This is a genomic window from Halegenticoccus soli, assembly GCF_002844195.1.
GTDB lineage: Archaea > Halobacteriota > Halobacteria > Halobacteriales > Haloferacaceae > Halegenticoccus > Halegenticoccus soli.
Window position 1 is genome coordinate 344,754 of the sequence record NZ_PEND01000005.1, and the last position, 12,582, is coordinate 357,335.

Annotated in this window: 10 protein-coding genes and 1 pseudogene; 9 read left to right on the plus strand and 2 right to left on the minus strand. The window is 61.4% G+C overall.

Annotated features, from left to right (window positions below; translation table 11 throughout):
• The first annotated feature begins 16 nt into the window (after positions 1 to 16).
• Positions 17 to 982: a mannonate dehydratase gene (locus tag CNO20_RS15475; protein WP_101297029.1), complete on the plus strand. Its 966-nt coding sequence runs from the start codon at positions 17 to 19 to the stop codon at positions 980 to 982.
• A 146-nt stretch (positions 983 to 1,128) separates the two neighbouring features.
• On the opposite strand, the gene CNO20_RS15480 is transcribed toward CNO20_RS15475, so the two are convergent.
• Complete coding sequence (locus tag CNO20_RS15480) at positions 1,129 to 1,893, minus strand: IclR family transcriptional regulator (protein WP_101297030.1); 765 nt, start codon at positions 1,891 to 1,893, stop codon at positions 1,129 to 1,131.
• 332 nt (positions 1,894 to 2,225) lie between these two features.
• On the opposite strand from CNO20_RS15480, the gene CNO20_RS15485 reads away from it, so the two are divergent.
• From CNO20_RS15485 to CNO20_RS22655, 8 genes are all read left to right on the plus strand, one after another.
• Positions 2,226 to 2,957 (plus strand): fumarylacetoacetate hydrolase family protein, encoded by a 732-nt coding sequence (locus CNO20_RS15485; protein ID WP_101297031.1) that lies wholly within the window; start codon positions 2,226 to 2,228, stop codon positions 2,955 to 2,957.
• Between the two features lie 55 nt (positions 2,958 to 3,012).
• A complete protein-coding gene (locus CNO20_RS15490) occupies positions 3,013 to 4,056 on the plus strand; it encodes a zinc-dependent alcohol dehydrogenase (protein ID WP_101297032.1) in 1,044 nt (347 codons plus the stop codon).
• Between the two features lie 195 nt (positions 4,057 to 4,251).
• Entirely contained in the window at positions 4,252 to 5,325 is a 1,074-nt protein-coding gene (gfo6, locus tag CNO20_RS15495) for a D-xylose 1-dehydrogenase Gfo6 (protein ID WP_101297033.1), read from the plus strand.
• 432 nt (positions 5,326 to 5,757) lie between these two features.
• Positions 5,758 to 7,152: an ABC transporter substrate-binding protein gene (locus CNO20_RS15500; RefSeq protein WP_101297034.1), complete on the plus strand. Its 1,395-nt coding sequence runs from the start codon at positions 5,758 to 5,760 to the stop codon at positions 7,150 to 7,152.
• A 9-nt stretch (positions 7,153 to 7,161) separates the two neighbouring features.
• Entirely contained in the window at positions 7,162 to 8,082 is a 921-nt protein-coding gene (locus CNO20_RS15505; RefSeq protein ID WP_101297035.1) for a carbohydrate ABC transporter permease, read from the plus strand.
• Positions 8,082 to 8,912 carry a carbohydrate ABC transporter permease gene (locus tag CNO20_RS15510; protein WP_101297036.1) on the plus strand — a complete coding sequence of 277 codons (831 nt, stop codon included), beginning with the start codon at positions 8,082 to 8,084 and terminating at the stop codon, positions 8,910 to 8,912. Before CNO20_RS15505 ends, CNO20_RS15510 begins: the two co-directional genes overlap by 1 nt.
• 29 nt (positions 8,913 to 8,941) lie before the next feature.
• Positions 8,942 to 10,036 carry an ABC transporter ATP-binding protein gene (locus tag CNO20_RS15515; protein WP_101297037.1) on the plus strand — a complete coding sequence of 365 codons (1,095 nt, stop codon included), beginning with the start codon at positions 8,942 to 8,944 and terminating at the stop codon, positions 10,034 to 10,036.
• Positions 10,037 to 10,153: 117 nt separating this feature from the next.
• A complete protein-coding gene (locus CNO20_RS22655) occupies positions 10,154 to 11,071 on the plus strand; it encodes a DUF7260 family protein (RefSeq protein ID WP_143423241.1) in 918 nt (305 codons plus the stop codon).
• Between the two features lie 15 nt (positions 11,072 to 11,086).
• Here CNO20_RS22655 and CNO20_RS15525 read toward each other — a convergent pair.
• Positions 11,087 to 12,391 (minus strand): annotated as a pseudogene (locus CNO20_RS15525) (RNA-guided endonuclease InsQ/TnpB family protein).
• Between the last annotated feature and the right edge of the window lie 191 nt (positions 12,392 to 12,582).

Sequence of the window (12,582 nt, forward strand, 5' to 3'; positions counted from 1 at the left end):
GCGAGGAACGATACCGATGGTCAAGCCAGCACTCATCCTCCCGCCGATCCCCGACGAGCGGTGGGAACTCGCGACGCAGATGGGGGTCACAGACGCCGTCATCCACCCGCTCGAAATCGGAGACGGACGAACGCACTGGAGCTACGACGACCTGCTCGGCCTGCAGAACTGGCTCACGGACGCCGGCCTGAACCTCTCTGTCATCGAAGGGAGCGTTCCGATCTCCGACCGAGTCCGACTCGGCCAGCCCGGGCGCGACGAGGACATCGAAGTGTTCAAGCAGTTCCTGCGGGACTGCGGCGATCTCGGGATCCCCGTCGTCGCCTACGACTGGATGGCGGGCGTTCGGTGGGCTCGGACCGAAGCGCACACCGAGTCCCGCGGCGGATCGCTCGTCACGGGCTTCGACAACGAGAAAGTGCAGGGCGGGCCGGCCGTCGAGGCGGCGGAGGCGACCGAGGAGGACCTCTGGGAGGCGATCGAGTACTTCCTCAGGGAGGTCGTCCCGGTCGCGGAGGAGGCCGGCGTGAAACTTGCCCTCCATCCGGACGACCCCCCGCGGCCCGAGGTCCGGGGCATGACGCGGATCGTCCGGAGCGTCGACGCGTACGATCGCGTGCTCGACATCTACGACAGCGAGTACAACGGGATCACGTTCTGCCAGGGGAACTTCGCGGCGATGGGCGCCGATATCCCGGAGGCGATTCGGCACTTCGGCGACCGAATCAACTTCGTGCACTTCCGCGACGTCGACGGCGACGCAGACCGGTTCGTCGAGACGTGGCACGACGACGGCCCGACGGACATGCTCGCCGCGATGCAGGCGTACGTGGACATCGGCTTCGACGGGGTGATGCGGCCGGATCACGTCCCGACGATGGCCGGCGAGGACAACAGCAACCCGGGGTACCACACCAAGGGTCGGCTCTTCGCCATCGGGTACATGAGAGGATTGCTGGAAGCGGCCCGGCAGAACCGCTGACCGAGAATCCGACGAGGCGAGTTGCGACGGATCGAGCCGATCGAGGCGAACCGATCGAGGCGAACCGAGTCAAACCGGTCGAGGCGGACCGAGTCGAACCAATCGAACCAAACCGAGTCGGTTCCTTCTTCGAGGAAGCCGACGCGCTACGAGTAGGTCATGTTGAGCTCGGTGACGTTCGCGGCGCTCTGGACGAGCTCCGGGATCTCCTCGTCGAACCGCTCGCCCTTCATGCGGCTCATCGGTCCGGAGACGCTGATCGCGCCAACGGCGTACCCGTTCTGGCCGATAATCGGCGCGGCGACACAGCGCAGCCCGGAGAGCCGCTCGCCGTCGTCCTGGGCGTACCCGCGCTCGCGGATGGCCGCGAGCTCCTCCTCCAGCACCTCGCGGTCCGTGACCGTCTGCGGCGTCCGCTCGGGGAGCCCCCACCGCTCGATTATCGCGTCGACCTGCTCTTCGGGGAGGTGCGCGAGAATCGCCTTCCCGAGCGACGTGCAGTGAAGCTTCACCCGCATACCAGCGTGAGTGTCGACCCGCACGGCCTGCGCGCCCCTCGCCCGGTAGACGTACACGCCCTCGCCGTGCTCTTCGACGAGCAGGTTGGCCAGCTCGCCGGTCTTCTCCGCGAGGTGGTCGACCTGCGGCTTCGCCACATCGTAGATGCGCATCCGGTTGCGCGCGTGCTCGCCGAAGTCGAGGAACTTGAGTCCGACGCGGTAGGTGTCTCCGTCCCGCACCACGTACTCGTTCTGTCGCAGCGTGTTGAGATGGCTGTACACCGTGCTCTTCGGGATGTGCAGCTCCTTCGCTAACTCCGTGACCCCGGCGCCCTCCAGGCGCTTCAGCGCCTCCAGGACGCGCAGCGAGGTTTCCAGCGCCCCGATCCGTCCTTCGGTTTTTGCGGCCATGGTTTGCTGGCCGTTCACACTCATCACACAAAACGTTTGTTCATCATCATCGGACAGGACGTGCGAGAGTCGGTTGCGTCCGAGGAGGCGGAACGAGCGTTCCGCACGCCAGTACGGGAGCGGAAATCGGCGCGTTCCGGAACGCGCTCGCGGGCCCGCCGTCTTGGGATTCACCCGGAGGGAAGAGGACCGCGCTCGAAACACAGATGCTGCGCCGACACCGGTCGAAAAATCTGAACGAGGGGGAGAGCGTCTTGGAGGGAGGTCCCCCACGAGACGAGTCGTTTGTCACGGACGGAAGAGCTTTGAGGGCTCTCGCGACAGTTTCCCGCATGCACCGCGTTCGCTTTCGCGACCCGGCGGGCAGCGTTCGAAACGGCACGTGGACCGATGACGGCATCCGCTTCGGGGGCGAAACGTACGACCCCGCCGACGTGGACGTTCTGCCGCCGACCGAGCCGACGAAGATCGTCTGCATCGGGCTCAACTACGAGAAACACGCCGAGGAGTCGGGGATGGAGATCCCGGACCGGCCGCTGTTGTTCCTGAAACCGCCGAACACGCTCGCCGCCCACGGCGACACGATCACGCTGCCGGCCGGGAAGGAGCGCGTCGACTACGAGGCGGAACTGGGCGTCGTGATCGGCGCGCAGTGCCGCAACGTCGCCGCGGACGAGGCGATGGACGTCGTCGCCGGCTTCACCTGCGTCAACGACGTCTCCAACCGCGACGACCAGGAAGTAGAGCAGAACTGGATCCGCGGGAAGGCGTTCGACGGGGCCGCGCCCGTCGGTCCCGTCGTCGCCACGCCGGACGAGGTGCCGGACGACGCGCGGATCACCCTCCGCGTCAACGGCGAGACGAAGCAGGACTCCTCGCGGGCGGACTTCATCTTCTCCGTGCCGGAGCTCATCGAGGAGATCACGACCTACATGACGCTCGAACCCGGCGACATTATTTCAACGGGGACGCCCGAGGGCGTCGGCCCGCTCTCGGACGACGACCGGGTCGAGGTCGAGATCGAGGGCGTCGGCACGCTCGAACACGGTGTCCGCGCCGAGTAGACCTCGCTCCTCTTCCACCCGTACGCTTATATTTCCGCGAGAGGGATTCGCTGGCATGCGCGGACTCGCCAAGACGAGCCGGAGCCGCGGCGCGATGGAACTGATCGACCTCCCGAAGCCGGAGCCGGGACCCAACGAGGCGCTGGTCGAGGTGGACTACGCGGGCCTCTGCGGGAGCGACGCCGGCATCTACAAGTTCAAGTCGGCCTTCGAGCGCATGAACCTCCCCACCGTCATCGGGCACGAGTACTCGGGGCGCGTCGTCGAAATTGGGGAGGACGTCGCGGCGTTCTCGCCGGGCGACCGCGTGGTCGAACGGCCCATCCGCGGGTGCGGCGAGTGCTATCAGTGCGAGATCGGCGAGGGGAACGTCTGCCAGAGCGCGTCCATCACCGGCGTCGATCACGACGGCGCGTACGCGGGCTACATCGCTGTCCCGGAGCAGGCGCTGCACCGCGTGCCGGACGACGTCCCCGCGAAACACGCCGCGCTCGTCGAACCGACGAGCATCGGGGCCCGTGCAGTCATCAGGAACTCACGGGTCACCGCCGGCGACCGGGTTATGGTCGCGGGACCCGGTCCGATTGGGCTGCTCACCGCGCAGATCGCAGACGCGCAGGGCGGGAAGGTGGTCGTCGCCGGCGTCGGGCGCGACGCCGACTACCGCCTCCCGCTCGCGGAGGAACTGGGGTTCGAGACGATCAACGTCGAGGCCGACGACCTGGACGCCCTGCGGGACGACCTGACGGAAGGCGTCGGCTACGACGTCGTCTTCGATACGACCGGCCACCCCTCCGGGTTGAAGATGGCCGTCGACGAGGTCCGCAAGGGCGGCCAGATCGTCCTCGTCGGCCAGACCGGCGAGACGACGATGGCGTACTCGCCGCTCGTCCGCGCGGAGATCGACCTCCAGTGCTCGTACGCCTCGACGTACGACGACTTCGAACGGTCACTACGCATGATCCGCTCGGGCGACGTCGACTGCGAGACGTTCCTCGACGACCGGTTCTCGCTCTCGGACGCCGACGACGCCTTCGAGACGTTCCTTGAGGGCGGAACCGCCAAGCCGGTCTTCGACGTGTCGGAACTGCGCGCGTAGGCCACGCCGTCCGCCGCTGAGGGATCGCACTGTCCATCGCCGAAGTGCCGACGTCGCCCGTCGACGCCGTCGACACGTCCGGTACGAGACACGAGGTGATTGACGCGTTCGGCGACGGGCGAACACCCTCCGAGTCGAAGTTGGAGCACGTCACGTCGGAGCGTTTTTGTGAGTGCCGAGGACTCATCACAGACAATGATCGACTGGATCGACAACTACGACGCGCGGGATTGGCAGACGACGACGGAGGGAGAGCTCAGGTACGCCCTGATCGGGCTCGGGTGGTGGACGACGGACGTGGCGCTTCCCGCGATCGAGGCATCCGACAACGGCAGGACGACGGTTCTTGTGAGCAGTTCCGCCGAGAAGGCGGAACGGGTCGCCGCCGACCACGACGTCGAGCGCGGGATCAGCTACGACGAGTTCCACGACGGCGCAGCGAGCGACTCCTACGACGCCGTCTACGTCGGGACGCCGAACGCGTACCACCTCGACTACGCGGAGACGGCCGCGGGACTCGGAAAGGCGGTTCTCACCGAGAAACCGATGGAGGCGACGGTCGAGCGCGCCGAGCGGATGGTCAAGGTCTGCGAGGACGCCGGTGTGCCACTGATGGTCGCCTACCGGATGCAGACCGATCCGGCGGTCCGTCGCGCGCGCGAACTCGTCGACGAGGGGTTCCTCGGCGACCCCGTGTCAGTGTACGGCAACAACAGCCAGCCCCTCCTGGAGATGATTCCCGACACGGACCAGTGGCGGCTCGACCCGGACCTCTCGGGGTACGGGACGTCGGTGATGGACCTGGGCATCTACTCCATCAACACGACGCGCTTTCTGCTCCGTCGAGAGCCCATCGAGGTCACTTCGAGCATGGAGTCGCGCCACGAGGCGTTCGCCGACGTGCCCGACGAGCGGTCGGCCTCGATCCTCCGCTTCGAGGACGGCGTCCGGATGATCTCGACGTCGAGCCAGAACGCCCACGAGGACACCCACCTGAAGCTCACGGGGACGGAGGGGCAGATCGAACTCCATCCCGCGTTCCACGGCGAGTGTACGCTCCACCTCTCGCGGGGCGACGTCTCCGTCCGCGTCACCCATGAGGCGTTCGACGCCGAGCAGGAGATGCGGGAGGAGTTCGACTACTTCGCGGATCGCGTGCTCTCGGGCGGCGACATCTACCCCGACGGGCGGCACGGACTACGGGACATGCGTATCATTGCGGCGATTCACGAGGCCGCAGAGCGCGGCGAAACTATCAACTTGGAGTGACTCAAGCTATCGAGATTTCAGTGTGAGTTGAGTAGCACGTCGTTTCGAACAGGTAAACGTACTCTGCGCTGGCTTCTTCGAAAAAATCGTTCCGAGAACCGTTAAGCTAGCCGGAAAATTAATTACTCTTGCCTGTGAGTTGCTAGCTCGAGCCAAGAACGGCGATTGCGAATCACAGCCTATCAAGCTAAGAACGGAGGGATCTCTCGTTCTTAGATCGGGCCATTGTCAGCCATATCCTGTGCCAGGTCGCTCGGTGCCTTCTTGGCTCGTTCCTTCGGTTACCAGTTTTGCGGGAAAGTCCCTCTGTCAGGCGTAGGACCGTCAATTAAGCTATTTGCGATGGACTTCGATACCCCCTGTACCCAGTGAACTCAGTATTTGGTGTCAGCGTACAAAACCATTATATAACACATTCTCATTGTCTTCCCTATGGAACAGAGCACTTACCAGAATAAGATCGTAAATAGAAGAAACTATCTTCGGCTCGCAGGTGGCAGTGTCGCAGTGAGCCTTGCTGGATGCGTCGGAGGCCTTGGAGGCGGCGGTGGTGGCGGTTCACCTGGAGCTCAGGTAGAAAACGAAAGTAATCCAGCAGGCTCCTACCAAGGAGTATCACTTAACTTCGCAACAAGTTCCCTTTACGGAGAGATCTGGCAGGATCTGGCAAATAAATTCTCGGAGGAAACTGGCATCGAAGTCAACGTCTCCTCGTATGCACAGAGCGAGATGCTGACCCAGCTGCTCAATCAGTTCCGAGCACGCGAAGCGTCCTTCGACGCGTTCATCAGCGACGTCATCTGGACGGGGTCTTTCATGGAACCCGGGTTCGCAGAGGACCTCGGGCCGTACTTCAACTCACCACTAGCTAACGACGGATACGACTACGGCGACCACTTGGAGGTGTTTGCGAAGAACTACGGCCAGTGGAAAGGAACGCGCTACGGGCTACCCTGGTACGGCGACGTCATGAAACTCGTTGTTCGCAAGGACGTCCTCGAGAAACATGCCGACGCATACAAATCCAAACACGGCGAATCTATCATGCCATCCTATCCGAAGGGGTACAAAAGCTACGACAAGTTCAACCGCGTCGCCAAGTTCATGCACGACAACGGTTGGGACATGGGCCTGGAGGGTCAACGCGGCTGGAACATCGTCTACTACTACCCTAACCGCTTCTCCGCCGAGACCGGACAGGCTGAGATGCTCAACGAGAACGGAAATTCGCGTCTTGGCTCGAAGGGCGCTGAGACCGCACTGCAGCACTACGTCGACCAGGCGCAGTGGGCGCGCAACCCACTCTCGACGGCGTACACGCAGAGCCGCGACCAGTTCCTTGACGGCAAAACGTGGGCGGTCGAGCAGTGGGGAACGGCGACCGCGAAATTCATCGACAAGTACGGCTGGGAGGAAGGCGTCCGCGTCACGCTCACGCCGGGGGGATGGCCAAACCTCGGCGGGTGGGGCGTGCTCTTGAACACCTACTCGGATCAGGAAAAGAAGGACGCCGCGTTCCTCCTCGCCCAGTGGGCGACCTCCAAGGAGATGGACAAGTACAGCTACACCGAACACGGCGTCACGCCGACTCGGGCATCGTCGTTCACGGAGGACATCAAAAAGCAATACCCACAAGCTCGATACCACGATCCCAAAGAGAATCCAGGTATTCGAAAGCTCTCGCTACGGCCACGCAATCCGAAGTATCAGGAGCTGGGAGACACGATGCAGACCCAGATCAGCGAAGCACTCTCCGGCAGTTCGAGCGTCTCGGAGACGATCACGACCATCCACCAGGAGTGGCAGAACATCATGAGCGGGGACTGACAACGAATCATGAGCACCCTCGACACCTCAGCCATCCGGAAATCGCTTCACGGGCGACTGGACGACGATCGGACGATAGCCTGGCTGTTCGTCGCTCCGGCGGTGGTTCTTCTCCTGTTGGTCGCTATTTATCCGTTCTTGACGATGATCTACAACAGTCTCTTCAATTTCACCCAAGCCGGGCGGATAGACACCTTCGTCGCATTTCAAAACTACACAACCGTGCTCTCCGACGCGCGATTCATCGGAGCGACAGGATTCACGGTCGCATACGTCGTCGTCGTCGTGACGGTGGAATTCCTGCTCGGAATGGGTATCTCGTTGCTTATCTACAGCAAGCACGTCAAACGCCGTCAGCTACTCGTCGTTCTGAGCCTGCCGCCGATGATGTTGAGTCCCGTCGTCACCGGCCTCACCTGGCGGATGTTGCTCACGCCGGAGTACGGCATGGTGAACCACCTGTTCGGAACCGACATCGCGTGGCTGGCCTCCAGACCGTGGTCGGCGGTCGCCGTGATCGTCGCTGATATCTGGATGTGGACGCCCCTGTTCGTGCTGGTGTTCACCGCGACGATGCAGTCGATACCGAACGTCTACTACGAAGCCGCTCGGGTGGACGGAATGAGCCGCTGGCAGCAGTTCAAATGGGTCACGCTTCCGCAGATGCGTACGGCTATTGCCATCGTCCTGCTGCTGCGCGTCGTCAGAGCATTCAAGGTGTTCCCGAAAGTGCAGGTACTCACGCTCGGCGGTCCGGGCTCCTACACCGAGACGATCGCGATGATCACGTACAACTACGGGTTCAGATTCTTCGATCTCGGGCGGGCGAACGCGGCCGGTGTGCTCTACTGGTTACTGATGTTCGGCGCCGCGTATCTCATCTTCAAATCCGTCGCGGAAGAACTCATCTCGGCGAAGGAGGGTTACTGATGGAGCTTACCAAGTTACACAACTACTCACGGCTTGTGACGCGAGCGGCAGTGTTCGCCGTCATCGGACTCTGGCTGATCTGGATCTGGGGTCCCCTCGTTTGGGACTTCTTTACCGGATTGGCGGTCAACCCGCAGACGGATCCCCCACAGCTCATTCCCACGCAGTTCACGCTCGAGCACTACCGAAACGTCCTCTTCGCGGAGGATATGCCGACGTACATCAGAAACAGCGTCATCGTCACGACCGTCAGCACTGCAATCTCGGTGAGCGTCGGCGCGCTCGCCGCGTATGCGCTGACCCGCTACGACCCCGGTGACGGACAGGTGAGCTTCTTTATTCTGAGTATGCGCTTTCTCCCGCCCATCGCCGTTGCGATTCCGATCTACATGATGTTCGTCGGCATCGGCTGGATCAACACCTGGCGAGTGTTGATTCTCGCCTACCTGCCGATCGGGATCCCCATCTCGACGTGGATCATGCTCATTTTCTTCCAGCGCATCCCGAAAGAACTAGAAGAAGCGAGTAGAATCGACGGTTGGTCACGAATCCAGACGTGGCGGCGGGTCGTCCTCCCACTGGCCGCGCCTGGCATCTCCAGTGCCGCGATTCTGACGGCGATCCTCATGTGGAACGAGTACGTACTTGCGCTCGTGCTCACCACGACCAAGGAGGCACAAACGATCCCGATTTACCTGGCGGGGTTCGTCACGACTCGCGGCATCCTCTGGGGTCGAATGGGCGCGGCGACGATGATTGCCATCACGCCCATCGTCATTCTGTCGTTCCTCGCCCAAGAGCGGCTCGTCGCGGGATTCACGCTCGAATAATAGGAAACCAAACGGAGACTCACAACATCATGGCACGAACCGAACTCGATGAATTGCGGAAGGAGTATGGTGACCTCGTCGCGGTCAACGACGTATCGTTGACACTGAACGATGGAGAGTTCCTGGTCCTCCTCGGACCCTCCGGGTGCGGAAAGAGTACTACGCTTCGAATGCTCGCTGGACTCGAAGATCCAACCGACGGCGAGATACTGGTCGACGGCGAAGTCGTCAACGACCGAGGACCGCACAGGCGTGACTTCGCGATGGTGTTCCAGCAGATCGCACTCTATCCCCACATGACGGTGCGGGAGAACATCTCCTCACCGCTGCGAGCGAACGGCGTCGACAAAGATACCATCGAAGATCGGGTTCAGCGGACCGCCGAGATGCTCGACATCGGCGAGTTGCTCGACCGGAAACCGGGCGCGCTCTCCGGGGGCCAACAGCAACGCGTCGCCATCGGCCGGGCGTTGATCCGTGAACCGCGGGCGTTCCTACTCGACGAGCCGTTTTCGAAGCTCGACCAGAAGCTCCGGATACAGCTCCAAAAAGAACTCAAGAGGCTGCAGGAGGAGATGGACGTGACGACCGTCTTCGTCACTCACGACCAGGAGGAGGCAATGGTTCTCGCCGATCGTATTGCCGTGATGGACGACGGCGAACTGCAGCAGGTCGATACGCCGGAACAGCTCTACCGGTTTCCCGCTAACGAGTTCGTCGCCGACTTCATCGGCAACCCCACGATGAACTTCTTCGAGGCCGATGTCTCCCACGGCACTATCGCCGTAGACGGCGTACCGTATGATCCGCCGGAAATAAACGGCCACCTGGAGTCGGTTCGCCGGATGGCCGCTCGACCGGAAGACATCACGCCGGTCCCTGCGGACGACGCTGACGGACTCGTAGCAACGGTCGAACTCGTTGAGATGCGGGGCACAACAACTTACCTCATCGTCGACTGCGACGGGAAGGAGTTGACGGTGCTGCAACCCGACGAGCAGCGGATAGGGGAAGACGACCACGTCAGGCTCGAATTCGACTTCGAGAACGTCTCCTTTTTCGACGGAGAGGGTGACCTCGTTCGACAGACGGAGCACGACCGCACGGAGACCTCTATTCGGTGATGACAGCAATTTGTCAATGAAATATTGAACAGCAGGCAGCACCTGTTCGAAAGACAATGAATCTGTATACCATCGGTCACAATTGTTATCTTACAGCATAGAGTTGATAGCAATGGTATGCTAGGAAATATGTATCTAGCGGGGAAACTCCCGGTCACTGGATCGAAGGTCAGCACCCACAGCTGTTCGGTCACCGCCGGATGCGCCGGACTGGAGCTGCTTGAGATTCTTAGGATTCTTTTCTGGATAGCTGTTTTCTGCATTCTCGTTATCGGAATGCTTAGTTCGATACCAGCAGCGCGAGCGCTTGTCGCCGAGGAACGGGGGAGGACTAACGATGAGCGGCAGGCGTTCGAAGCATTCATCCAACGGGTGAAGTCGCTGTCGCCGGCAGAGTCGTCTCCATCGCCCGGCGGTATTCAGATACGTACCGAGGATACACAGGACAGAGACGGACTTGAACCTGTCCGACAGGCGTATCGTGAGACAGTCATGGCTACCCCCCATTACAATGATGACTACGACGAATCCCTAGAGACGAATCTACGCGAAGAATTTTCGGATGAAATTGCCGTTGCGGTCGTCGAAAGTGGTGATTTCACACCACAATTAAAGCGTGCTCTCGTGGAAAAAGGAATTAAGTCACGAAAGGAGCGTAAGATGTTACTGCAGGCGCTCGACGCCGAGGCCGACGAGTTAGAAGCAGCACAACAGTTACTCCGACGGATCGTTCGAACATGTGAAGCGATTCAATCCCGTCAGCTCGAGCTGCGTTCGTACGACGAACTTACATCAACATGGCAGCGTCTCGACTCGCTCGAAGCCAACTGTATTGACTGCTTGTACGACCGGCAGCAATCAATCCACGACGGCCATGTACTTGGCCACCGGCGAGCCAACAGTGATACGATCCACGCATATCTCTATGGAGATCTCGACGAAACATATCCAATCTTGGCAGACGGAACACGTGTGTTCGAACTCGTTCAGGATATCAAGCGGGAGATAACACAGCTGATCACGACGAAAGACTGACCGCTTCCAGGTGAACTACCCCGCCCTACTCGCGCCCTTCGGGCGCTCCTTGAGGGCGGGGCTTCCTGCTTCCACGACGCGCTTTGCAGGAACCGAATCGGTTCCCGTAGGGAGCGCAGTCTCCACAGGCGTTAATTCGGAGTGAACCACTCCTACATCGGAAAGACCGCGAGAAAGAATGTTCCACGCCGTTGCCAAAACGCTCCGCGTTTTGGCTGCCCGCCAGAACCGGCGGTTCTGGCGACCGCGTTCGCATCCCTGTCCGCCTCAAACCCGCAGGCGGGACAGGAGTGTTCACGGACCCACAACGGCTTCTCCGTCGAAACGCCGCAGGACGCACACTCCTTGGTCGTCCCTCTCGGGTTGACCGCCACGAAGTGCGTCCCCGCTCGCTCGCACTTGTATTCGAGCACCGAGAGGAACACTCGCCACGCGGCAGAGGCGGTGTTGCGGCTGTTCGACGGCGATTCGAGCATCCCCTTCACGTTCAGGTCTTCGACCGCCACAAGGTCGTACTCCCGAGCGTAGTAGTTCGAGAGCTTGTGCAGGAAGTCGCGGCGCTTCCGTCGGAGGACGGCGTGACACTCCGCGACTCGACGCCGTTGCTTCTCGTAGTTGTTCGACCCGTGCTGTTTGCGCGAGAGGGACCGCTGTTCGCGCTCCAGCCGTTCCCGTTCGTCGGAGAGGTCGAGCGACCCGACTGCCGTCCCGTCGGTGTCGTGAGCGTACTTGAGAATCCCCACGTCGATGCCGACGCACTTCTCGGGATTCTCAGGCGGTTCGGGTGGCTCTCGGTCCATTTCGACACCGAAGGTGGCGAACCACTCACCCGTCGGCTCCTTCTTGACCGTGACCTGCTTGAGTGTGGCGTCGTCGGGGATGGCGCGGTGAAGCCGTATCGGTATGTCCGCGAGTTTCGAGAGACAGCACAGTCTGACCGCTCTTCTTGTCGAGCTTGAAGCCAGACTGGTTGTACGTGAAACTGCGGAACTCCCGTGGCGGCTTCCACTTGAGTTGCCCGACACCGTAGCCGTTCTCCTTGAGTCTCCCGAGGGACTTCACGTTCTGCTCGATTCGCATGACGGTCGTTTGCAGAACTGTCGAGTATACATCCGAGAGACCATCCCACCACTCTTTCAGGGCGGGAAGTTCATCGCGGATGGACCGAACGCGCTGATTGAGGGTGCCTGCGTCCTCGGGGATTTGGTTGAAGCGGTAGAGCGCGTGATTGTACAGTTGCCGACAAATGTCTCGGTGGCGGTCCAACTCCTCGCGGTGGACGTCGGACGGCTTGAGGCGGTACTTGTAGGCGTAGTACATGGCGCTACTCGCGTTCCTCGATGTACTCGTCAAGACACTCACGGATGAACGACGAGAGGTTCAGGTGGTGTTCCTGAACCCACTCGTGTTGGTCCTCTCGGAGCGTGATTGTGGTCCGCTTCACCGTATATACAGTATGCATTCCAACCCCCCATAAACACACCGAAAGACGACGGTGGGCCTGTGGGCCT